Source organism: Hydrogenophaga sp., assembly GCF_048549895.1.
Taxonomy (GTDB): Bacteria; Pseudomonadota; Gammaproteobacteria; order Burkholderiales; family Burkholderiaceae_C; genus Hydrogenophaga.
In genome coordinates, this window is the sequence record NZ_JBLYYB010000047.1 from 1 (window position 1) to 22,748 (window position 22,748).

Consider the following 22,748-nt stretch of genomic DNA (forward strand, 5'->3'; position numbering starts at 1 on the left):
CAGGGCCAGCAGCACCATCTGGGAACCCAGGTCGTTGTGCAGCTTGACCACGCGGTCGTGTGAGACCACCAGGCGCGAGCCGGCACCGCCGAAGAGGTTGTGCACGCCTTCGAAGCTGTAGGAGCCGGGTACGAAGACCTGGTCGCCGGGCTGGAGGCGGCTCTGACCCTGGCCACAATCGCCTTGCGTGCGCACCACGCGGCCCACCGTCTCGTAGCCGGGCACCAGCGGGTAACCCATGCCGGGAAAGGGCGGCATGCTGCCGTCCCACAGGAGGCGTTCGGTGCCGGTGCTGATGCCGCTGTACTCGACCTCGACCTCCAGGTCGCCGTCGGTGAGGCCGCGCAATTCCAGGGACCGCACCGAGAGGTTGCACGGGCTCTGGAAAACGATGGCTTGGGCTTGCATGATGTGTATTAAAGAGTTGACATAAATAAGTGTCAAGACAAATTGACACTGTTCCGGATCGTTCCGGGTAAACCCCTACGGTTGTCCTGCGCCTTGCGGCCCACCAGCAGTTGCGCGTGCAGCGGCATCGCGTTGGGCACCCGCTCGATGTGGGTGAAGCCGGCCTCGGCCATGAGGGCCGTCAGCTCGGCCGGCGTGCGCAGACGGCCGGAGCCCATGGCCATCAGATAAAAGTGGAAGTACGGGTCGCTCGGCTCGGGCGCACCGCCGGCCTGCGCCATGGGTTCTGCCAGCAGCAGCGCACCACCCAGGGGCAGGGCATCGAAGATGGCGCGCAGCACGGTGCGCACATCGCCATCCGGGTGGTCGTGGGCCACGCGCACCAGCGTGACCAGGTCGGCACCGCGCGGCAGTGCGTCCCGGGTGAAGCTGCCGCCATGGGTGCTGATGCGATCGCTCAGGCCCTGGCGCTGCACGTTGTCTGCGGCGAGTGCTGCCACCGGGGGCAGATCGAACAGGTGCAGTTGCAGGTGGCTGTGGCGGTTGGCCAGGGCACTGACCCAGCCGCCCATGCCGCCGCCCACATCAAGCACCACGCGGTGTTCGGCAAACGGGTACGAGGCCAGCAACTCCTCGATCACGAAGCGCTGCGAGGTGGCCATGAGCGACGAGTAGCGGGCGAACTGGTCGCTGGGTGCCGGCGCCTGCGGGTTGCCCGCCGGGTCTTCGGTGTAGGGCCAGTAGGCGTGCATGCGCGCGGCGTTCGGGTCGCGCAGCAGGGCCAGCGGGTCGCGCATGTCGTCAAAGAGCACGGCGTTGTGTTCGATCATGTCGCGGATGCCGGCGTGCGCCACCACCGGCGCACCCAGGGTGCCCAGGCCGTAGCGGCCCGCGCCGCGTGGCTCCAGCAGGTGCAGGGCCACGGCCGAGTCGAGCAGGCGGGCGAGCTGCGCGGTGGGCAGTCGGCACAGCGTGGCCAGCTCGTCGGCGGTGCGCGGGGCTTGCAGCACCTGTTCGAACAGCTTGAGCCGCACACAGGCCAGCAGCACCTGCGAGTGCACGAAGCCGGCCATCAAATCAAACAACTGCGCGGAGCGGCGGCGCACCAGCCAGCGGGTGAACACGCTGCGGCTGGCCCAGCGGTTGAGTGCGGGGCTGGTCATCCACTGGTCGATGCGGCTGGCCAGGCGCTCGCGCCAGGACGGGGGGGGCCCGTCAGAGAGTGGCTTGAGTGCGTCCAAGGCAGCCATGGTGTTTGCTTTCAGGCGGCCAGGCGCACGGCAGGGTGGTCGGGCGTGCGCTGCAGCTCGATGCGGTCGCAGGTGCTCTGCGGGATCAGCCGGCGCGACTCGTGCAGCACCAGCTGGCGCATGGCGCCCCGGCTCTGGCAGGCGGGCACCGAGTCGATGGCGGCCTGCATGAGGCTGTGGAAATGGTCGATGGCGCCGACCAGGCCGAGGTCGGCAGCGGCGCTGGGGCGGCCGTGCTGAGCGTCCTGCCCGGCGGGTTTGCCCAGCTCGTCGGCCTGCATCAACACGTCGCGGATGTCGTCGGCCACTTGGTAGGCCTCGCCCAGGCATTCGCCGAGCGCACGCCAGCCTTCGGGGTCGGCGCCGGCGGCCTGCGCGCCGGCGCAGGTGGAGGCCACGAACAGGGCGCCGGTCTTGGCGCGCTGGTACTGGCCGAGGTCCACCCGGTTCTCGCACTCCCAGGCCTGCCCGGCCACGATGCCGTCGGGCGCGCCGGTGCCGATGCATACGGTGTCGATCAAGCCAGCGAGGCGGCTGGGGTGCAGGGCGCCCGCGCGGGCCAGCACTTGGTAGGCCATGACGATCAGCGCATCGCCCGTGAGCAGGGCCAGCGGTTCGCCGTACACCTTGTGCACCGTGGGCTGGCCGCGGCGCGTGTCGGCGTCGTCAAAGCAGGGCATGTCGTCGTGCACCAGCGAGGCGCAGTGCAGCAGCTCGATGGCCATGGCAGCGGCGTTGGTCAGCGCAGGGGCGTCTTCACCGCAGGCACCGGCCACGGCCAGACACAGCTGCGGGCGGATGCGGGCGCCGCCGGGGAACACGGCGTGGCGCATGGCGGCCATGAGACGGGGTGGGGCGCTGGGGCTGCTGGCCTGGGTCAGTTCGTGATCCAGCGCGGCTTGTATGCGAGTCATCATGTCCATGAGAGCCCCTTGACCGTGATCGGGATGTCATCAATATGTGACATCCATAAATGTCAATCTAACATGACACTTGAGATTGTCAAAGGGGCTTTGCTTGTGCAGCGCACACAAACCAGGCGGTGCCCACCGCGCCTCAGCGGTGACGAAAAAGCGGTGGAGGCCCTTGTTCGGCATGGGTTTTTCCGGTTGGTTGATCAAAACGTCCGGTGCTATAAGTGTCACAACAAGTTGACATACGAGTTTTGAGACACACCGGTGAAGCACCCGACATTCCGCAAGAGAGTTCGCCCATGAGCGATGCGCTGGCCCTGAACGAGGTGGCTTGCGTGCGCGGCGGGCGCACCCTGTTCAGCGGCCTGAGCCTGCAGTTGCCCGGCGGCCAGTTGTTGCGGGTGGCGGGTGCCAACGGCGCCGGCAAGACCAGCCTGCTGCGCCTGGTGTGCGGCTTGCTCAGCCCCACCGAAGGCCAGGTGCTCTGGCGGGGCCAGCCGCTGGCAGCGCAGCGCGAACAGTGGGGCCGCGACCTGGTGTACCTGGGCCACGCCGCCGCGCTCAAAGACGACCTCTCGCCGCTGGACAACCTGCTCACCGCGTGCACCCTGGGCGGCCAGCCTGCGGACCGGGTGGGCGCGCTGCAGGCATTGGGAGACGCCGGCCTGCGCGGCTTCGAGCGCACACCCGCGCGCCGCCTCTCGCAAGGCCAGCGCCGCCGCTGCGGGCTGGCGCGGCTGGTGCTGGCGCGCTCGTCACCGCTGTGGGTGCTGGACGAACCGTTCAACGCGCTCGACACCGCCGCCACCGCCTGGCTCGAAGGCCTGATCCGCGCCCAGCTGCTGCGCGGTGGCTCGGTGGTGCTCACCAGCCACCAGGGCGTGGCGCTCGACGACACGCCGCACCAGGTGCTCAGCCTGTGATCACCAGCGTGGCCACCCATGCACCCGACGCCGCCGCGCCGCAGGGCTGGCTGGAGGGCTTTGCCTGCATCTTCCAGCGCGACCTGCGCATCGCCCTGCGCCGGCGCACCGATTCGCTCGCCGCCGTGGTGTTCTTCGTGATGGTGGTGAGCCTGTTTCCGCTGGGTGTGGGGCCCGAGCCCGCGCTGCTGCGCACCATGGCGCCGGGGGTGGTGTGGGTGGCCGCGCTCCTGGCCTGCACGCTGCCGCTGGCGCGTCTGTTTGCCGACGATCTGCAGGACGGCACGCTCGAACAACTGCTGCTCTCCACCCACCCGCTGCCCCTGTTGGTGCTGGGCAAGATCGCCGCGCACTGGTGCGGCTCGGTGTTGTTGCTGGTGCTCATCTCGCCCCTGCTGGCGCTGCAGTTCGACCTCTCGGCATCGAGCACCGGTGTGCTGCTGCTCACATTGCTCATCGGTTCGCCGGTGCTCAGCCTGGTGGGCGCGATTGGCGCGGCGCTCACGCTGGGCCTGCGCGGTGGCGGGGTGTTGATGTCGCTGCTCACGCTGCCGCTGGTGATTCCGGTGCTGATCTTTGGCGCTGGTGCGGTCGAGGCGCACACCGCCGGGCTGGGTGTGGGCGGGCATTTTTCGTTGCTCGGCGCGCTGCTGCTGCTGAGCCTGTTTGCCTCGCCGCTGGTCACCAGCGCCGCCTTGCGCATCTCGATGGAGTGACCGCATGCGTTCAATCAACTGGTTCCACTACGCGGCACCGCAACGCTTCTACCCGTTGGCCGGCAAGCTGGTGCCGTGGTTCGGCGCGCTGGCCGTGGTGCTCACCGCCATCGGCCTCTACATCGGCCTGTGGGTGGCGCCCACCGACGCGCAGCAGGGCGAGGCCTACCGCATCATCTTTGTGCACGTGCCCACGGCCTGGATGTCGATGGTGGTCTACCTGGCCATGGCCACCTGGGCGGCCATCGGCCTGGTGTTCAACTCGCGCCTCTCGTCCATGATGGCCACGGCGCTGGCGCCCACCGGCGCGCTCATGACCTTTCTCGCGCTGTGGACCGGCGCGCTCTGGGGCAAGCCCACCTGGGGCACCTGGTGGGTGTGGGACGCGCGGCTCACCTCCGAGCTGGTGCTGCTCTTTCTCTACATCGGCTTCATGGCGCTGCACAGCGCCATCGACGACACGCGCCGCGCCGACCGCGCCGCCGGCCTGCTGGCCATCGTGGGCGTGGTGAACCTGCCCATCATCTATTTCTCGGTGCAGTGGTGGAACACGCTGCACCAAGGCGCCTCGGTCAGCATCACCAAGGCCCCGAGCATGGCCACGCCCATGCTGATGGGCATGCTGGTGATGGCGCTGGCCTGCTGGATGTACTGCATCGCCGTGGCGCTGGCCCGGGTGCGTTTGATCATGCTGGAGCGCGAACGCCACGCGCCCTGGGCGCGGCAGGCACTGGAGGGCATGGCATGAACAGCCTGGGTGAACTGCTGGCCATGGGCGGCTACGGTCTGTATGTGTGGGGGTCGCTGGGCATGTGCGCGGCGGTGGTGGTGGCCGAACTCATGGTGATTCGCTTGCGCCGCCGCCTGCTCGCGCAAGAGGTGGGTGACGAGCGCGCCACCGAGGAGACCACGGCATGAAGCCGCGCAACCGACGGTTCGTGGCGCTGGCCGTGGGCCTGGTCACGCTGGGCGCGGCCACCGCGCTGGTGCTCAACGCCTTCAACAGCAACCTGGTGTTTTTCTTCAGTCCCACGCAGGTGATGGCCAACGAAGCGCCGCGCGAGCGCGCGTTTCGCGTGGGTGGCCTGGTGGAGCAGGGCAGTGTGGTGCGTGAACCGCAGGGACTGACCATCCGCTTCATGGTCACCGACACGGCCAAAAGCATTCCGGTCACTTACACCGGCCTGCTGCCGGATTTGTTCCAGGAAGGCAAGGGCGTGGTGGCGCAAGGCAAGCTGGGCGCCGACGGTGTGTTCCGCGCCGAGCAGGTGCTGGCCAAACACGATGAGAACTACATGGCGCCCGAAGCGGCCGATGCACTGGCCAAGGCCCGCGCCGGGCAGAGCTCGCTGGTGATGCCCGAAGGAGCGAAACCATGATTCCTGAACTCGGTCATTTCGCCGCCGTGCTGGCGCTGGTCATGGCGCTGGTGCAGAGCGTGTTTCCGCTGGTGGGCGCGCACCAGGGCCGACGGCACTGGATGGCGCTGGCCCGACCCGCTGCGTTTGCGCAGTTCGTGCTTCTGCTGGTGTCGTTCGGTTGCCTCATGCACGCCTTCGTCACCAGCGATTTTTCGGTGCTGCTGGCCGCGCAGAACTCGCACACCAGCTCGCCGCTGATCTACCGCATCACCGCCGTCTGGGGCAACCACGAGGGCTCCATCCTGCTGTGGAGCCTGATCCTCGCGGGCTGGACGCTGGCCGTGGCCGTGTTCTCCGACCAGCTCGACGAGCCCATGCGCGCCCGCGTGCTGGGCGTGATGGGCCTGATCAGCGTCGGCTTCCTGCTCTTCACCCTGCTCACCTCCAACCCGTTCGAGCGCCTGTACCCGGTGCCGCTGGATGGCAAGGACCTCAACCCCTTGCTGCAAGACCTGGGCATGGCGATCCACCCGCCCATGCTCTACATGGGCTACGTGGGCTTTGTGGTGGCCTTCGCGTTCGCCGTGTCGGCCCTGCTGGCGGGCAGGGTGGACGCGGCCTGGGCGCACTGGTCGCGCCCGTGGACCACCATGGCCTGGTGCTTCCTCACCGTGGGCATCGCGCTGGGCAGCTTCTGGGCTTATTACGAACTCGGCTGGGGCGGCTGGTGGTTCTGGGACCCGGTGGAAAACGCGTCCTTCATGCCCTGGCTGGTGGGCACGGCGCTCATCCATTCGCTCTCGGTCACCGAGAAGCGCGGCGGCTTCAAGCTCTGGACGGCGTTGCTGGCGATCCTCGCGTTTTCGCTCTCGCTGCTGGGCACCTTCATCGTGCGCTCGGGCGTGCTGAGTTCGGTGCACGCGTTTGCCACCGATCCCGAGCGCGGCCTGTTCATCCTGATGTTTTTCACCATCGTGGTGGGCGGCTCGCTCACGCTGTTTGCCTGGCGCGGCCCCAAGGTGGGTGGTGGTGGCCAGTTTGAAATGCTCTCGCGTGAGAGCCTGCTGCTGGCCAACAACGTGCTGCTGGTGGTGGCCGCCGCCGCCGTGCTCTTGGGCACGCTGTACCCGCTGCTCATCGACGCGCTCGGCATGGGCAAGCTCTCGGTGGGCCCGCCGTATTTCAACGCGGTGTTTGTGCCACTCATTGCACCGGCCCTGTTCCTCATGGGCGTGGGGCCGCTGGCGCGCTGGCGGCAGGCCTCGCTGGGTGATCTGGCACACCAGCTGCGCTGGGCCGCCGGTGTGAGCGTGGCCAGCGCGGTGATCGCGCCGCTGGTGCTGCAGCGCTGGACACCACTGACCGGCCTGGGCCTGCTGCTCGCGGTGTGGGTGGCGAGCACGGCGGTGCTCAACCTGGTGCAGCGGCTTCGCGCGCACCCGGCATCGGCCTGGGTCGCGTTTCGTGCCCAGCCGGGCAGTTATTTCGGCATGCTGCTGGCGCACTTCGGCATGGCGGTGTTCATCGCCGGGGTCACGGTGGTGAGCAGTTTCCAGACCGAGAACGACGTGCGCATGGAGGTGGGCCAGACCGCCGAGGTGGGCGGCCACAGCATCCGGCTCGACAACATGGACCTGGTGCAGGGACCCAACTACACCTCGGCCCGCGCCACGCTCACCGTGAGCCAGGGCGGTGAACTGGTGGCGGTGCTGAACCCCGAACGGCGCATCTACACCGTGAGCCGCACGGCAATGACCGAAGTGGCCATCGACCGCGGTGTGATGCGCGATGTGTATGTGGCCCTTGGTGAGCCGGTGAGCGAAACCGCGTGGAGCGTGCGCCTGCACCACAAGCCCATGGTCAACTGGATCTGGGGCGGCTGTTTGCTGATGGCGTTCGGTGGCCTGATGGCCGTGATGGACCGGCGTTACCGCGTGCGCAAGGCGGCGGCTGTGGCACCGGCCGCGCCGCCCGCCGGCAACGCAGGCGCGGTGCGCCCGGTGATGACGACCAAGAGCGCGCGCCCATGAAGCGTTATTTGTGGCCGCTGGCCATCTTTGTGGTGGTGCTGGGTTTTCTCGGCATGGGCCTGCAGCTCAACCCGCGCGACGTGCCGTCGCCGCTGATCAACAAACCGGTGCCGGCTTTCCGCCTGCCCACACTCGCCGCGCCCGACACACTGGTGGCGCCCGACGACCTGCGAGGCCAGGTGTGGCTGCTCAACGTGTGGGCCTCGTGGTGCGTGGCCTGCCAGCAGGAACACCCGGTGCTCATGGACCTGGCGAAAACCAGCGCCGTGCCCCTGATCGGCCTGAACTACAAGGACCAGCGACACCTCGCGCAGAGCTGGCTCGGCAAACACGGCAACCCGTACAAGACCACGCTGTTCGACATGGACGGCCGCGTCGGCCTGGACTTCGGTGTCTACGGTGTGCCCGAGACCTATGTGATCGACAAACAAGGCGTGATCCGCCTCAAATTCACCGGGCCGGTCACGCCCGAGGCGGTGCGCGACAAGCTGCTGCCGTTGATGAACCAACTCGGTGCCTGAGCCCATGCGCGTTGTGTTGACGACCTTGTTGTTGGCCTGTGCCCTGGGGCAGGGCGGGGTGGCTGCGCAGGCGCCGGCTGAATCGAAAGCTTCGCCGCTGTCGGCCGACCCGGCGCTGGAAGCGCGCGTGCTCAAGATCGCCGAAGAGCTGCGCTGCCTCGTGTGCCAGAACGAAACCATCGCCGCTTCGCAGGCCGACCTGGCCAAGGACCTGCGCCAGCAGATCCGCGAGCAGCTCACGCAGGGCCGCACGCAGCCGCAGATTCTGGAATTCATGGCGCAGCGCTACGGCGACTTCGTGCTCTACCGTCCGCCGCTGCAACTCAGCACCGTGCTGCTGTGGGTCGGTCCATTCGTGTTGTTGCTGGTGGCGGCGGTGGTGCTGTTGATGCACATCCGACGGCGCGATCCGCAGGCCGAGGCCGCACCGCTGAGCCCGGCGGAACTGCAGCGCGCCCAGCGCCTGCTCGACGATGCCGGAGGCACGCCATGAGCTTGTTTGTTGTCCTCGCGCTGGGGCTGGTGGCGTTGGCCCTGTGGCCCTTGTTGTCGGTGCTGTGGCGTTCGCGTGCGGGCGCTGTGCCCACCATGCCGCAGCAGGCCAACCTGGCACTGCTGCGCGAGCAGCGCGCCCAGCTCGATGCGGAGTTTGCCGAGGGCAAGCTCACCCACGCGGAGTTCGAGCAGGCGCGCGAAGAACTGGCGCGGCGCGTGATCGAGGAGTCGGCCCCGCTGGACCAGCGCGTGCGCGCCACCCACCGCCATGCCACCGCCACCACCTTGCTGCTGGCCGTGCCTGCGCTGGCCATCGGGCTGTACGCGTGGCTCGGCGACTGGGACGCTGTGCGCTTCGAGGCCGAACTCGCCCAGCAGGGAGGCGACGTGTCCGACGAAGACATTGACACCATGGTCCGCCAGATGACCCAGCAATTGGAAAGCCGCCCGCCCGGCCAGACAGCGGACGCTTCGGCCTGGGAAATGCTGGCCCGCGCCCACGCCAGCCGCCAGCGTTTTGCCGACGCCGACAAGGCCTACCAGCGTGCCCTGGCGCTCACCCCCGACAACGCCAACCTGCTCGCCGACAGGGCCGATCTGCTGTCGCTGCTGCAAGGGCAGAGCGCCGACGGCGAACCCATGCGGCTGGTCAATCGGGCCCTGGCGATCGACCCCGGTCACCCCAAGGCGCTCGCGCTGGCGGGCAGCTCGGCCTACGGTCGCCAGGACTTTGTGGCGGCGCAAGCGTTCTGGCAACGCGCCCGCGAACGCGCCGCGCCGGGCAGCCCGTTTGCTCAAGGATTGGAGAGCAGCCTGGAGGCGGCGCGCGCGGGCATCGCCTCTCAACCCGGGGGCGCGGCGCGTGTGGCCGCAAAAGACGTCAAGGTCACCCCGGCCGACCCTCCGCCGGGCACCACCAGCCACCCCGGCGTGCGTGGGCAGATCACCATCTCCCCCGAGCTGCAAGCCAAGCTCGCGCCGGGCGACACCTTGTTCGTGTTCGCGCGGCCGGTGCAAGGCCCGCGCATGCCGCTGGCCGTGATGCGGGTGGCGGCCACCGCCGGACCCGTGCCGTTCGCCCTCGACGACAGCCAGGCCATGGCGCCGGAGCTTCGGCTGTCGATGCACGAGCAGGTGATGGTGGAAGCGCGCATCAGCCGTACCGGGCAGGCGATGCCCCAAAGCGGCGACCTGCAAGGCAGCAGCGGCCCGGTGCCGAGCAACAGTGCGCAGCTGCAGATCAAGATCGACAGCGTGGTGCCCTGAACTCGTTTCTGGCTTGGTTTGATGGACGCAACTGAGGGATTCACATGAAATTCAACATGCTTTCGAGGCCGCTTGTTTCTCTGTCGGCATTGGCTTTTTGCTGTGGCGTGTCTGCGCAAGATTTCACGCTCAAAGCGGGTGAGAGCACAGACCTCAACCCGGTGTACTGGGTTCGAAATTGCCAATCACTTTTGAAAAGTTTTATAGGGGTTGACGTGCTTGAGGGTCCACCGAACACCGAGTTGACGATTCGAGAGGAAAGCGTGTTGCCCACGCGCCAGGGTTGTCCCAATCGAGTGCCTGGCGGAATGGTCGTGCTCAAACTCAAGCCTGATGCGGCTAAGTTTGAAGGCCCCATCAAATACCGGGTTCGCTACAACACCGAGGAGGGCGAAAAACAGTCTTCGCACTCCAGGACGATCAACATCGTGCCGAACTGATCGGTGGGCGAGCCTCAGCGCGAATCGAAACGCTCAGCGATCAGCCGCGCCACGGTGTCGGGCTGCTCTTCGTGCGCCAGATGCCCCAGGCCATCCAGCTGAAGGTACTGCGCGTTCAGCGCGGTTGAGAGCCGGGCCATGGCGCGCGTGGCCTGTTCGGGTGGCACGGTGCGGTCGCGTTCGCCCACCACCAGATCGAGCGGCACGGCCAGGCGGGGCAGGTCGCGCCAGAGCGAAGCCAGATCCCAGTTGGCCATCATGCCCAGCGCGCCGGCCGCGTGTTCGGGGCTGCTGACGAGCTGGCGGTAGAGCGCCGTGCCGGTGGCGTCCAGCGTGGAGCCGGTGCTCAGCAGCAGGCGCTGCAGCACGGCGGGTTCGTTGGCGTGCCAGGCGAACAGGCGCGGCACGAGCGGCGCCGAGGCCATGAGCTTGGCCACCGGCGAAAACAGGCGACCCGCCAACCCCCCCAGCGGCATCAGCGCGGCGTTGAGCCCCAGCACCGAGCGTGGCGTGGCCAGACCGTCGAGGCACATGCGCACCGCCACGGCCGCGCCGGCCGAATGCCCCACCAGCATCGCGGGGCTGATGGCGAGTGTCTGCAGCAAACCATGCACCGCGCGCGCCATGCCGGGCAGCGAGAGCTGCGGTGAGCCCACACCGCCCGGCGGCATGCCGGTGAAGGCGTGGCCGGGCAGGTCCATGGTCACCACCTCGAAGCGTTGCGCGAGCAGCGGCGCGAGGTCGCGCCACGAGTGGGTGGAGGCGCCGGTGCCGTGCAGCAGCACCAGACACGGCGCGCCTTCGGGGCCAGCAAAGCGTTGCACATGCCACTGCAGGCCGGACGCCCACACGAAGCTGCTGAGCTTGTGGTGCGGCCAGTGGGGGCCGTCGCGTTGCCAGTCGAGGCCTTGCGTCATGGGGAGGTGGTCAGCGTGCGCCGGGCACACTCGCCAGCCGCACGGCCTGCGACAGGCCGGCCGCGCCCGCGTGTGGCAGCGGCACGCAGGTGGCGCCCATGCGCTCGGCCATGGTGCGCGAAGCATCGCCCGGTTGGGACGAGGTGTCGATGAGCAGGGCGGCGAAGCCGGCGAGGCGAAACGCATCGGCGGCGGCCAGCGCGTCTTCGGTGGCTTTGGCGCGACCGTGGCGACCATCGCGCGCCACGTTGGCGCGGCCGTCGGTGAGCATCACCACCACCGGTGTTTCGCCCTGGCGCCCGATCTGCTGGGCGAGTTCGTGCGCGGCTTCAATGCCGGCGGCCAGCGGCGTGCCGCCACCGCCGGGCAGAGCGGCCAGGCTGCGCTTGGCGCGCGCCAGCGAGCGCGTGGGCGGCAGCAGCAGTTCGCAGCCCTCGCCCCGAAACGCCAGCACCGCGACCTTGTCGCGCCGCACATAACACTCGGCCAGCAGCAACTCCACCGCGCCTTTGGCTTCCGCCAGGCGGTGCAGCGCGGCCGAGCCCGAGGCATCCACCACGAACAGCGTGGTGGTGGGCCGGCGCTGGCGAAAGCGCACCACGTGAAAATCTTCGCGCCGCACCTGGATGCGCTTGGGGCCATCCGCTTTTTGTTGACGCAATCGCTGCCACGGTGCGGCCGCGCGCAGCGTTTCCAGGATGTGCAGCCGTGCGCCCGAGCGGGGTTCGGCGCGCCGCGTGCCCACCGGGCGTCCGCGGTTCTGGTTCTTCATGAGCTGGCCCGAGCGGCCTGCCGCTGCGGCGCGCGCCTGCCGCGCCTGACCCATTTGCAAGGCGGCGAGCAGGCCTGGCGGAATGGCGGCGCGCACGGCTTCGATCAGGCGGTCGTCCAGCGCGCCGGGAGCTTCTTCTTCGTCTGGCGTGTTGTCTTTTCCGTCTGACTGCGCTTCGGGCGGTGGCGCATCCGTTGTGTCCTGCTCAGGCGTTTGTGCCTCCGCTGGCTGCGGCGTGTCTTCGGTTTCTTCGGCAGGTGGCGCCGGCACACGCGTGGCGCGCGGCGCGAGCACCAACCGCGCCGCCAGCGAGGCGTGCACTTCTTCGGCCTCGTCCATGCCCGACAAGGCCGCCGCCGCGCGCGCCACCCGCACCGCGAGCAGGGGGGCGCGCATGGAGTTCACGCCCCACACCAGCGAGGCCGCGCACAGCGCCTGCACCACGCTCTCGGGCACGACCACCTGCGCCAGCCGCGCGCGTGCGTCCGCAACTTCCTCGCGTGTCCAGTCCACCGGCGCATCGTCGTCCGATGCGGCGGCCTGCAGCGGGAGGTGGAAGGCCACGCGGTCCAGCAGCGTGGCGGGCATCTGCTCTTCGTCACCATCGCCTTCGTCCAGCGCCACCAGCGCCACGCGGGCGGGTCGGCGCTGGGTGAGGCCGTCGCGCTCCAGCGCCACCACCTGCGTGTCGAGCACAGCCGAGAGTTGAGACGCCACACCGGCGCCCACGCGCTCGGCCATGGCCAGCAGCAACACACCGCCGTCGCAGCGCGCGAGCAAGCCAAGTTGGGCCACCGGGCGCCCGGCGTGCAGGGTGGCGGCCAGATCGAGCCCGCCGAGCAAGGCGGCGTCGGTGGCGTGCAGGGGCACGCGGTGCACGGGGGTGCTAGCGGGCAGGTTTTCGCGCAGCAGGGTGAGCCAGGTGTCTCGCAAGGGGCCAGCGGGTGCACGCAATGCCACACCGCCCAGGCCAGCCGGGTCCACCGCCAGCAAGGCCGCGACCAAGGCCGCGTCGGCGTTGGGAACCGGGGATGTGAGGGTGTCGAGCATCGAAGGTGAGCCCGAGACCCGCGCTCAGGCGCCCATCAGCTCGGCCACGGCGCGGTCGACCCGGGCGGTGGAGCCTGCGTTGTCCAGCGGGTTGCGGCGCAAGCGGTGGCGCAGGGCGGGGCCAGCCACGCGTTTGAAGTGCGCGTCGGTCACGGCCTTGTCACCCTGGAGCGCGGCCATGGCGCGCGCGGCGCGGATCAGTGTGAGGTCGCCGCGCAGGCCGTCGGTGCCCAGGGCCATGCACAGCGCGGCAGCGCGTTGGCGCGCGGCGTCGGTGATCTCCACATCAGCCAGGCGCTTGCGCGCGGCCACGAGTTTGCGACGGATGCGCTCGTCTTCCTTCTGCCAGTGCGCGATGAAGGCCTCGCGGTCCTGTTCAAACGCATCGCGGCGGCGCACCACCTCCACGCGCTCCTGCAGCAGCTCGGGTGTCTTCACCTCCACCGACAAACCAAAACGGTCGAGCAGCTGCGGGCGCAGTTCACCTTCTTCGGGGTTGCCACTGCCCACCAGCACAAAGCGCGCGGGATGCCGCACCGAGAGGCCTTCGCGCTCCACCACGTTCTCACCCGAAGCCGCCACGTCGATCAGCAGGTCGACCAGGTGGTCTTCGAGCAGGTTGACTTCGTCGATGTAGAGGAAACCGCGGTTGGCTTGCGCCAGCAGGCCGGGCTCGAAAGCTTTCACGCCTTGCGACAGCGCGCGCTCCAGGTCGAGTGCGCCGACCACGCGGTCTTCGGTGGCACCCAGCGGCAGGTCGACCACGGGCACGGGAAGGAGGTGGGTTTTGGGCGGCGGCTGGTCGGGGCCGCGCAAGCTGGCGCAGTCGGCGCAGCGGCTGGCCGGGTCGGCCGGATCGCAGCTGTAGCGGCAGCCGTTCACCGCCCGCATTTTCGGCAGCAAGGCGGCCAGCGCCCGCACCGCGGTGGACTTGCCGGTGCCCCGGTCCCCGAGGACCAGAACACCACCGATGGTGGGATCGATGGCGGCGATCAGGATCGCCGTTTTCATCTCGTCTTGACCAACTATCGCGGAGAAAGGGAATGCCTGTGCCATGGAAAATCAGTATGGCACAGGGCCTGCGCCCACGACCCCAGAGCTTGTACGGGGGGCGCGGCCTTCAGTGGCTTTTCAGCGACTCGCGCGGCCACCGTGTCACCTGAGCGAAGTGATGCCGGCGCGACTTCACATCCAGAGTGCGCGCAAGGCCAGTCGGGGCAGGTCGGCACGCTGCAGCGTCACGCGTGTCTGCCAGCTGCGGTGGCCGTCTTCTGCAATGGCGTCCAGGATGCGCAAGCCGCCTTGCACCACCAGCCGCAGCTCCCACCCGGCCCGCCCCGGCACCCGCCGCGCCAGCGGAGCACCGAGCTGCATGAGGCCGCGCGCATACGCGCAGAGCTCAGCCACTGCGGCCTGGCGATCCGGCGTGGCCTCCAGTTGGGCGTGCTCGAAATCGGCGACCTGCAGGCCGTGGCGCTGCAAGGTGTCGGCCGGCAAATAGCAGCGCCCGTTGGGCAGGTCGCGGCTGATGTCCTGCCAGAAGTTGATGAGTTGCAAGGCGCTGCAGATCTGGTCGCTTTGTTGCAGCGATCGTGCGTCGTGCACGCCGTACAGGTGCAGCAGCAGGCGCCCCACCGGGTTGGCCGAGAGGCGGCAGTAGCCCAGCAGCTCCGGGGTGTTCTGGTAGCGGTGTTGTTGTTCTGTGTAGCGCACGTCTTGCTCAAAGGCGCTCAGCAGGTCGTGCAGCAGATCGCCGGGAAGTGCGTAGCGGGCAATGGCCAGGCCGAGCGGGCCGAAAACAGCGGGCCAGCGTTCTGGCGTGGGCACAGCCGACTCACCGGATGCCCTGGCGATGCATCGAGCCAGTTCGTCGCGGAAGGCGGCCAGATCGGCCAGGCGCTCTGCGGCACTGGCCGAGCCTTCATCGGCGATGTCGTCGGCGGTGCGGGCAAAGCGGTAGATGGCCACGACGGTCGGCCTGAGCCTGGGCGGACACAACCACGAGGCCACAGGGAAATTTTCGTAATGGTCAACGCCACCCCCGAGAGTGCCGAGCACGTTGGCCCGCGGGCGGGGCTTGGTGGGGGTGGGTGGCGTCATGAACCGAGGTGTATTTGAACGAAAATTTTGATTACTAACCGGTCAGTCAGTAATATACGGGCATTCGCAGGGCCAGCAAACGCCGTGCATCTCTCCCATTTTCACCCGCCCGGACCGCCATGAAAACGCCTCATGTTGCCCTCATCCTGACCGCCTCGCTCGTGCTGGCGGCCTGTTCGCCCGCGCCTGCGCCGGTGGAGCCGATCCGCTCGGTCAAGCTGATGACCGTGGGCACCAGTGCCCTGGGTGCCCAGACCGAGTACGCCGGCGAGGTGCGGGCGCGCACCGAGTCGCGCCTGGGTTTCCGGGTGGGCGGCAAGCTGGTGCAGCGCCCGGCGGAGGTGGGGCAGCGGGTGCAGGCGGGCCAGTTGCTGGCTCAGCTGGATGCGCAGGACCTTGCGCTCTCCAGCCAGGCGGCGCAGGCCCAGGTGAGCGCGGCGCAAACCCAGCGCGATCTGGCGGCGGCCGACCTCAAGCGGTTTCAGGAACTGCTGGCGCAAGGCTTCGTGAGCGGCGCCGAGATCGAACGGCGGCGGGCGACGCTGCAATCGGCCGAAGCGACGCTGCGCCAGGCGCGTGCCCAGGGCGCCGTGCAAGGCAACCAGGCAGGCTATGCCCGCTTGCTGGCCGACGGCGCGGGTGTGGTGCTGGCGGTCGACGCGGAAGTGGGGCAGGTGGTCGCCGCTGGTGCGCCGGTGGTGCGCGTGGCGCGCGACGGCGCGCGCGACGTGGTGTTTGCGGTGCCCGAAGACCGGCTCGCGCTGGCGCGTGTGGGCCAGGCAGCCCAGGTGCGGCTGTGGGCCGGAGCGCCCGGAACACCGGCGGGCGCCGCCGCGCCGCTGGACGCCGTGGTGCGCGAAGTGGCCGCCAGTGCCGACCCGGTCACCCGCACCTACCAGGTGAAGCTGGCCTTGCCCGAAGGTGCTGCCGTGCCACTGGGTGCCACCGCCTACGTGACGCTGATGCGATCGGCCGATGCGCCCACCGCCGCCATCAAGCTGCCGACCTCGGCGCTCATGCGCTCGGAAGCCGGCGACCGCAGCGGCAGCGCGGTCTGGGTGTTCGACGCGGCCAGCAGCACCGTGCAACCGCGCGAGGTGGTGGTGGGCGGTGCCGACGGCAACGAGATGCTGATTGCCTCGGGCCTGAAGCCGGGCGATGAGGTGGTGGCCGCCGGCGTGCACGTGTTGTCGCCCGGGCAGAAGGTGACGCGGTTCGTTGGCGCAGCCACGAAGTGAGGACCGCATGAGCTCGTCCGACTATTCCTCCGCCGACCAGGCGGCCACCTGGGTCTCGCGCTTCAACCTCTCGCAGTGGGCGCTGGACCACCAGGCCTTCACGCGCTACCTCATGATCGTGCTGATGTTGCTGGGCGTGGCGGCCTACTTCCAGCTCGGCCAGGACGAGGACCCGCCGTTCACCTTTCGGGCCATGGTCGTGCGGGCCTACTGGCCTGGCGCCACCGCCGAGCAGGTGGCCGAGCAGGTGGCCGACCGCATCGAGAAAACGCTGCAGGAAGTGCCCTACGCAGACGTCATCCGCAGCTATTCAAAACCCGGCGAAACGCTGGTGATCTTCCAGCTGAAAGACTCCTCCCCGCCCAGGGAAGTGCCGCAGATCTGGTACACGGCGCGCAAGAAGATCGGTGACATGCAGGCCACGCTGCCCCAGGGCGTGGTGGGACCCTTCTTCAACGACGAATTTGGTGACGTGTTCGGCGTCATCTATGCGCTGCAGGGCGACGGCTTCTCGTATGCCGACAAAAAAGAGGTGGCCGACCGCGTGCGCCAGCAACTGCTGCGCGTGCCCGACGTGAGCAAGGTGGAGCTCTTCGGCGCGCAGGACGAGAAGCTGTTCATCGAGATCTCGCAGAAACGGCTGGCGGTGCTGGGGCTGAACCTGCAGCAGGTGTTTGACGCGCTGGGCCAGCAGAACGCAGTGGCCTCGGCCGGCTCGGTGCAGTCGCCGCAAGACGTGGTGCAGGTGCGCGTGGCCGGTGCGTTCAATTCGGTGGAGCAACTCGGCGCCATGCCGATCCGCGCGGCCAACGGCACGCAGATCCGCCTGGGCGACATCGCCGACATCCGCCTGGGCTACCTGGACCCGCCGCAGGTGCTGGTGCGCCACAACGGCGAAGACAGCATCGGCCTGGGCATTTCCATGGCCAAGGGCGGCGACATCATCGCGCTGGGCAAGGCGCTCAAGACCACGGTGGCCGGCATCGAGGCCACGCTGCCCGCCGGCATGGTGCTGGCGCAGGTGCAGGACCAGCCCAGCGCCGTGACGAACTCGGTCAACGAGTTCGTGAAGGTGCTGATCGAGGCGGTGCTGATCGTGCTGGTGGTGAGCTTCCTGGCGCTGGGCCTGCACAAGCGAGCCGGCAGCAGGGGCTTGCGCGGTTACACGCTGGACATGCGACCCGGCCTGGTGGTGTTCATCACCATCCCGCTGGTGCTGGCCATGACCTTCCTGGCCATGAACTACTTCAAGATCGGCCTGCACAAGATCTCGCTGGGCTCGCTCATCATCGCGCTGGGCCTGCTGGTGGACGACGCGATCATTGCGGTGGAGATGATGGTGCGAAAGCTCGAAGAGGGCTACAGCATGGTGCGCGCGGCCACCTTCACCTGGGAGGCCACGGCCATGCCCATGCTCACCGGCACGCTGATCACGGCCGCCGGTTTCCTGCCCATCGGCCTGGCCAATTCCACCACCGGCGAGTACACCTTTGCGATCTTTGCGGTGACGGTGATTGCGCTGCTGCTGTCGTGGATCGTGGCGGTGTTTTTTGTGCCTTATCTCGGCGTGCGCCTGCTCAAGGTGAAGCCCCATGTGGGCGAGGTTCACGAGGTGTTCGACGGCCCGTTCTACGTGCGTTTTCGCGCCGTGGTGGACTGGTGCGTGCAGCACCGCTGGATCACCATCGGCGCCACCGTGCTCACCTTTGTGCTGGGCATCGCCGGCATGGGCCAGGTGCAGCAGCAGTTCTTCCCGGATTCAAGCCGACCCGAGATTCTGGTGGACGTGTGGCTGCCCGAGGGCAGCAGCATCCAGGCCATGGACGAGGTGACCAAGCGCCTGGAAGCCCGCATGACGGCGGAAGAGGGCGTGAAAAGCGTGAGCACATGGGTCGGCTCGGGTGTGCCGCGTTTTTATTTGCCGCTGGACCAGATCTTTCCGCAAACCAACGTGTCGCAACTCATCGTGTTGCCGCAAGACCTGAAGACCCGCGAGCGCCTGCGCAAGGCGCTGCCGGCCCTGCTGGCCACCGAGTTCCCCGAGTTGCGGGGTCGCGTGAAGCTGCTGCCCAACGGCCCCCCGGTGCCGTATCCGGTGCAGTTCCGCGTGGTCGGTACCGACCCCACGCAGCTGCGCACACTGGCCGACGAGGTGAAGGTGGCCATGCGCCAGAACACCAACATGCGCGGTGTGAACGACAACTGGAACGAGTCGGTGAAGCGCCTGCGGCTGGAGGTGGACCAGGCCAAGGCGCGCGCGCTGGGCGTGTCCAGCCAGTCGATCGCGCAGGCCGCGCGCACCCTGCTCAGCGGCAGCACGGTGGGGCAGTACCGCGACGGTGACAAGCTGATCGACATCGTGCTGCGCCAGCCGCTGGACGAGCGAGACGCCCTCACCGATCTGGCCAACGCCAACCTGCCCACCAGCAGCGGCCAGAGCATTCCGCTGCTGCAGATTGCCAAGCCTGTCTTCGGTTGGGAGGCTGGCGTGCTTTGGCGCGAGAACCGCGACTACGCCATCACCGTGCAGGGCGATGTGGTGGAAGGTTTGCAAGGTGCGACCGTCACGGCCGAACTGCAGCCGGTGCTCAAGACCATCAGCGAGGGCTGGGCGGCGCGGGGTCTCTCGGACTACCGCATCGAAGTGGCGGGCGCCGTGGCCGAAAGCAGCAAAGGCTCGTCTTCCATCGCGGTAGGCATCCCAGTCATGCTGTTCATCGTGTTCACCCTGCTCATGCTGCAGTTGCAGAGCTTCAGCCGTTCCATGCTGGTGTTTCTCACCGGCCCGCTGGGACTGGCGGGCGTGGCCGCCGCCTTGTTGCTGCTCAACCGCCCGTTCGGTTTCGTGGCGCTGCTCGGCGTGATCGCGCTCATGGGCATGATCCAGCGCAATTCGGTGATCCTGATCGACCAGATCGAACAGGACCGCGCGCGCGGCGTGCCAGCGTGGGACGCGGTGGTCGAGTCTGCTGTGCGGCGCATGCGCCCCATCGTGCTGACCGCTGCTGCGGCCGTGCTGGCGATGATTCCTTTGTCGCGCAGCGTGTTCTGGGGGCCGATGGCGGTGGCGATCATGGGCGGCCTTGTCGTGGCAACCGTGCTGACCTTGCTGGCCTTGCCTGCGATGTATGCGGCCTGGTTTCGGGTGAAGAGGGAGCCGCAAGTCCTTTGACCCGAATCGCCAGAAACGAGCCGCGCTGGTCAACAATGCCCCACACCCGAACACTTCAAAGTTTCAACATGCGAATCGCCCTCATCCACGCGCTGGCGCACTCCGTTGCGCCCATCAACGAAGAACTGGAACGCCGCTGGCCCGAAGCGGTTCGCATGAATCTGCTCGACGACAGCCTCTCGGCCGACCTGGCGCGCAACGGCGCCGGGCTGGACGCCACGATGCATCAGCGGTTCGAGGACCTGACGGCCTACGCCGAGCGCACGGGGGCCAGGGCCATCCTCTTCACCTGCTCGGCCTTCGGACCCTGCATCGAAGCAGCGGCAGCTCGCCGGCCGCACATGCCCGTGCTCAAGCCCAACGAAGCCATGGTGGCCGACGCCGTGGCGCATGGCGGGCACGTGGGGTTGATCGCTTCCTTTGGTCCCACGCTCGAATCGATGCCACCGGAGTTTCCGCCCGGCACCGTGTTGGCAACCCGCCTGGCCGACGGTGCGCTGGAAGCCCTCAACCAAGGTGACACCGAGCGGCACGACGCGCTGGTGATCGAAGCCGCGCAGCGGCTGGCCGATCAAGGCTGCGACGTGATTGCGCTGGCGCAGTTCAGCATGGCGCGCGCGCAAATGGCGGTTCACCGCGCCGTGGGGCTGCCGGTGCTCACCACACCCGGCAGCGCCGTGCGCCTGCTGCGCCATCGGCTGGGCGCCTGAGCCCGCCGGCCCGCGCTTGGCAGGGGCTACAATCGAGGGGTGCCGTGAGCAGGACAAGGCGTGGCGCAGACCCCATCTGCACCACACCGGAAATCCCGACCAGGCGCGCGGGTGGCGAAATTGGTAGACGCACCAGGTTTAGGTCCTGACGCCAGCAATGGTGTGGGGGTTCGAGTCCCCCCCCGCGCACCACCACAGACACATGCATTCCCCGGTTCGGCCAGGCAGGCTGGCTGAGCCGCAATTTTTGGGCACCACCCTTTTGGAGAGAACCATGACCGTGACCGTTGAAACCCTGGAAAAGCTTGAGCGCAAGATCACGCTCTCGCTGCCGGCCAATGTGATCCAGAACGAGGTGGCCAACCGCCTCAAGCGCCTGGCGCGCGATGTGAAGATGGACGGCTTCCGTCCCGGCAAGGTGCCCATGAACGTGGTCGCCCAGCGCTACGGCTATTCGGTGCACTACGAAGTGATGAACGACAAGGTCGGCGAAGCCTTCGCCACCGCCGCCAACGAAGCACAACTGCGCGTGGCCGGCCAGCCCAAGATCACCGAAAAAGAAGGCGCGCCCGAAGGCGAGCTGACGTTTGACGCCGTGTTCGAGGTGTACCCCGAAGTCAAGATCGGTGACCTGAGCACCGCCGCGGTGGAAAAAGTGTCGGCCGACGTCGACGACGCTGCCATCGGCCGCACGCTGGACATCCTGCGCAAGCAGCGCCGCACCTTCGCGCAGCGCGCGCAAGACCAGGCCGCCCAGGACGGCGACCGTGCCACCATCGACTTCGCCGGCAAGATCGACGGCGAACCGTTCGAAGGTGGCAAGGCCGAAGCCTTCCAGTTCATCGTCGGCGACGGCCAGATGCTCAAGGAATTTGAAGATGCCGTGCGTGGCATGAAGCAGGGCGAGAGCAAAACCTTCCCGCTGGCCTTCCCCGAGGACTACCACGGCAAAGACGTGGCCGGCAAAACCGCCGATTTCCTCGTCACCGTCAACAAGCTTGAAGCCGCTCACCTGCCTGAAGTCGACGAAGCGCTGGCCAAGTCGCTGGGCATCGCCGACGGCACGGTCGAAGGCCTGCGCGCCGACATCAAGAAAAACCTGGAGCGCGAAGTCAAGTTCCGCCTGCAGGCCCGCAACAAGCAGTCCGTGATGGACGCGCTGGTGGCCGTGTCCGAACTGGACCTGCCCAAGTCGGTGGTGCAGTCCGAACTCGACCGCTTGGTGGAAGGCGCCCGCGCCGACCTCAAGCAGCGCGGTGTGAAGGACGCCGAGAAGGCTCCGATCCCCGAAGAGCTGTTCCGCCCGCAGGCCGAGCGCCGCGTGCGCCTGGGTCTGGTGGTGGCCGAGCTGGTTCGTTCCAACGAACTGCACGCCAAGCCTGAGCAGATCAAGGCCCACATCGAAGAACTGGCCGCTTCATACGAGAAGCCTGCCGACGTGGTGCGCTGGTACCAAGGCGACAACCGCCGCATGGCCGAAGTCGAAGCCATCGTGATCGAGAACAACGTGACCGAGTTCGTGTTGTCCAAGGCCCAGATCACCGAAAAAGCGGTCAGCTTCGACGAGCTGATGGCGCAAAACTGATCGGCCCGCCGGACAGAAAAGCAGAGGGCGGAGCGATCCGCCCTTTTTTTCGCCGGTTTGAACCCCAAGTGCGACCAACTGACCTTTTTTGGTGGCTCAACGGCCATCGCCCTTGTGTGCATACGGCCACAGTGGGTTGGTTACAGTAGCAAGACGGCAATGCATCAACACATGGAGAAACGCATGAGCGCAATGGACATTCAAGGCTTGGGCATGGTGCCCATGGTGATCGAGACCTCGGGTCGCGGCGAACGTGCTTACGACATCTACTCGCGCCTGCTCAAAGAGCGCGTGATCTTCCTGGTGGGTGAAGTCAACGACCATTCGGCCAACCTGGTGGTGGCGCAGTTGTTGTTTCTGGAGAGCGAAAACCCCGACAAGGACATCTCGTTCTACATCAACTCGCCTGGTGGTTCGGTGAGCGCCGGCATGGCGATCTTCGACACCATGAACTTCATCAAGCCCGACGTGTCCACACTGTGCTGCGGCTTTGCGGCCAGCATGGGCGCTTTCCTGCTGGCGGCGGGCACCAAGGGCAAGCGCTTCTCGCTGCCCAATTCCAAGATCATGATCCACCAGCCCTCGGGCGGCAGCCGTGGCCAGGCCACCGAGATCGAGATCCAGGCCCGCGAGATCCTGAAAACCCGCGAGCAGCTGAACAAGATCCTGGCCGAGCGCACTGGCCAGCCGCTGGAGCGCATTGCGCGCGACACCGAGCGCGACTACTACATGTCTGCCGCGGAATCGGCCGAATACGGCCTGATCGACAAAGTCATCGAAAAGCGCCCCAGCACGACCTGAGGCCAACCGGGCGGCGAAAACCGGGAGACAGTGCCCATAAAGGTGCTTTTCCCGGGTTTGGCGCCCGGAAGGCTTGATC

Annotated in this window: 22 protein-coding genes and 1 tRNA gene; 16 read left to right on the forward strand and 7 right to left on the reverse strand. The window is 67.8% G+C overall.

The window, feature by feature from the left end; all coding sequences use genetic code 11:
- From ACN4F8_RS04765 to ACN4F8_RS04775, 3 genes are all read right to left on the reverse strand, one after another.
- On the reverse strand, nt 1-408 hold a 408-nt coding region (locus tag ACN4F8_RS04765; protein ID WP_419472497.1), incomplete at its 3' end, for an alcohol dehydrogenase catalytic domain-containing protein.
- Between the two features lie 32 nt (nt 409-440).
- Nucleotides 441-1,658 carry a methyltransferase gene (locus ACN4F8_RS04770; RefSeq protein ID WP_419472498.1) on the reverse strand — a complete coding sequence of 406 codons (1,218 nt, stop codon included), beginning with the start codon at nt 1,656-1,658 and terminating at the stop codon, nt 441-443.
- Between the two features lie 11 nt (nt 1,659-1,669).
- On the reverse strand, nt 1,670-2,581 hold the full coding sequence (locus tag ACN4F8_RS04775) for a polyprenyl synthetase family protein (RefSeq protein WP_419472499.1): 912 nt from the start codon (nt 2,579-2,581) through the stop codon (nt 1,670-1,672).
- Nucleotides 2,582-2,871: 290 nt separating this feature from the next.
- Between ACN4F8_RS04775 and ccmA the strand changes: the two genes are divergently transcribed.
- From ccmA to ACN4F8_RS04825, 10 genes are read left to right on the forward strand one after another with little or no spacing between them, the layout of a single operon-like run.
- Complete coding sequence (gene ccmA, locus ACN4F8_RS04780) at nt 2,872-3,495, forward strand: cytochrome c biogenesis heme-transporting ATPase CcmA (protein ID WP_419472500.1); 624 nt, start codon at nt 2,872-2,874, stop codon at nt 3,493-3,495.
- A gap of 50 nt (nt 3,496-3,545) precedes the next feature.
- Nucleotides 3,546-4,211 (forward strand): heme exporter protein CcmB, encoded by a 666-nt coding sequence (ccmB, locus tag ACN4F8_RS04785; RefSeq protein WP_419472518.1) that lies wholly within the window; start codon nt 3,546-3,548, stop codon nt 4,209-4,211.
- A 4-nt stretch (nt 4,212-4,215) separates the two neighbouring features.
- Nucleotides 4,216-4,959 (forward strand): heme ABC transporter permease CcmC, encoded by a 744-nt coding sequence (gene ccmC / locus ACN4F8_RS04790; RefSeq protein ID WP_419472501.1) that lies wholly within the window; start codon nt 4,216-4,218, stop codon nt 4,957-4,959.
- Nucleotides 4,956-5,129 (forward strand): heme exporter protein CcmD, encoded by a 174-nt coding sequence (gene ccmD / locus ACN4F8_RS04795; RefSeq protein ID WP_419472502.1) that lies wholly within the window; start codon nt 4,956-4,958, stop codon nt 5,127-5,129. Before ccmC ends, ccmD begins: the two co-directional genes overlap by 4 nt.
- The gene (ccmE, locus tag ACN4F8_RS04800) at nt 5,126-5,590 is read left to right on the forward strand and encodes a cytochrome c maturation protein CcmE (RefSeq protein WP_419472503.1); all 465 of its coding nucleotides are present in this window, start codon (nt 5,126-5,128) and stop codon (nt 5,588-5,590) included. Before ccmD ends, ccmE begins: the two co-directional genes overlap by 4 nt.
- Nucleotides 5,587-7,602, forward strand: a complete 2,016-nt coding sequence (locus ACN4F8_RS04805; RefSeq protein ID WP_419472504.1) for a heme lyase CcmF/NrfE family subunit — start codon at nt 5,587-5,589, stop codon at nt 7,600-7,602. Before ccmE ends, ACN4F8_RS04805 begins: the two co-directional genes overlap by 4 nt.
- Entirely contained in the window at nt 7,599-8,123 is a 525-nt protein-coding gene (locus ACN4F8_RS04810) for a DsbE family thiol:disulfide interchange protein (RefSeq protein WP_419472505.1), read from the forward strand. Before ACN4F8_RS04805 ends, ACN4F8_RS04810 begins: the two co-directional genes overlap by 4 nt.
- 4 nt (nt 8,124-8,127) lie before the next feature.
- Complete coding sequence (locus ACN4F8_RS04815; RefSeq protein WP_419472506.1) at nt 8,128-8,616, forward strand: cytochrome c-type biogenesis protein; 489 nt, start codon at nt 8,128-8,130, stop codon at nt 8,614-8,616.
- Nucleotides 8,613-9,884 (forward strand): c-type cytochrome biogenesis protein CcmI, encoded by a 1,272-nt coding sequence (gene ccmI, locus ACN4F8_RS04820; RefSeq protein ID WP_419472507.1) that lies wholly within the window; start codon nt 8,613-8,615, stop codon nt 9,882-9,884. Before ACN4F8_RS04815 ends, ccmI begins: the two co-directional genes overlap by 4 nt.
- A gap of 44 nt (nt 9,885-9,928) precedes the next feature.
- A complete protein-coding gene (locus ACN4F8_RS04825; RefSeq protein ID WP_419472508.1) occupies nt 9,929-10,324 on the forward strand; it encodes a hypothetical protein in 396 nt (131 codons plus the stop codon).
- 14 nt (nt 10,325-10,338) lie between these two features.
- Here the strand turns inward: ACN4F8_RS04825 and bchO are convergent, their stop codons facing one another.
- The 4 genes from bchO to hpnC form a co-directional block, all read right to left on the reverse strand.
- Nucleotides 10,339-11,241 carry an alpha/beta fold hydrolase BchO gene (bchO, locus tag ACN4F8_RS04830; RefSeq protein ID WP_419472509.1) on the reverse strand — a complete coding sequence of 301 codons (903 nt, stop codon included), beginning with the start codon at nt 11,239-11,241 and terminating at the stop codon, nt 10,339-10,341.
- A 10-nt stretch (nt 11,242-11,251) separates the two neighbouring features.
- Complete coding sequence (locus tag ACN4F8_RS04835) at nt 11,252-13,063, reverse strand: magnesium chelatase subunit D (RefSeq protein ID WP_419472510.1); 1,812 nt, start codon at nt 13,061-13,063, stop codon at nt 11,252-11,254.
- Nucleotides 13,064-13,087: 24 nt separating this feature from the next.
- Nucleotides 13,088-14,119 carry a magnesium chelatase ATPase subunit I gene (gene bchI / locus ACN4F8_RS04840; RefSeq protein ID WP_419472511.1) on the reverse strand — a complete coding sequence of 344 codons (1,032 nt, stop codon included), beginning with the start codon at nt 14,117-14,119 and terminating at the stop codon, nt 13,088-13,090.
- Between the two features lie 129 nt (nt 14,120-14,248).
- Nucleotides 14,249-15,163, reverse strand: a complete 915-nt coding sequence (hpnC, locus tag ACN4F8_RS04845; protein WP_419472512.1) for a squalene synthase HpnC — start codon at nt 15,161-15,163, stop codon at nt 14,249-14,251.
- 119 nt (nt 15,164-15,282) lie between these two features.
- Here hpnC and ACN4F8_RS04850 point away from each other — a divergent pair, with 119 nt between their 5' ends.
- From ACN4F8_RS04850 to clpP, 6 genes are all read left to right on the forward strand, one after another.
- Complete coding sequence (locus ACN4F8_RS04850) at nt 15,283-16,401, forward strand: efflux RND transporter periplasmic adaptor subunit (protein ID WP_419472513.1); 1,119 nt, start codon at nt 15,283-15,285, stop codon at nt 16,399-16,401.
- Between the two features lie 7 nt (nt 16,402-16,408).
- The gene (locus ACN4F8_RS04855; protein ID WP_419472514.1) at nt 16,409-19,573 is read left to right on the forward strand and encodes an efflux RND transporter permease subunit; all 3,165 of its coding nucleotides are present in this window, start codon (nt 16,409-16,411) and stop codon (nt 19,571-19,573) included.
- A gap of 68 nt (nt 19,574-19,641) precedes the next feature.
- Nucleotides 19,642-20,283 (forward strand): aspartate/glutamate racemase family protein, encoded by a 642-nt coding sequence (locus ACN4F8_RS04860; protein ID WP_419472515.1) that lies wholly within the window; start codon nt 19,642-19,644, stop codon nt 20,281-20,283.
- Nucleotides 20,284-20,388: 105 nt separating this feature from the next.
- Nucleotides 20,389-20,475: transfer RNA gene (locus ACN4F8_RS04865), tRNA-Leu, on the forward strand.
- 82 nt (nt 20,476-20,557) lie between these two features.
- A complete protein-coding gene (tig, locus tag ACN4F8_RS04870) occupies nt 20,558-21,868 on the forward strand; it encodes a trigger factor (RefSeq protein ID WP_419472516.1) in 1,311 nt (436 codons plus the stop codon).
- 183 nt (nt 21,869-22,051) lie between these two features.
- Nucleotides 22,052-22,669: an ATP-dependent Clp endopeptidase proteolytic subunit ClpP gene (gene clpP, locus ACN4F8_RS04875; RefSeq protein ID WP_419472517.1), complete on the forward strand. Its 618-nt coding sequence runs from the start codon at nt 22,052-22,054 to the stop codon at nt 22,667-22,669.
- Nucleotides 22,670-22,748: the final 79 nt, after the last annotated feature.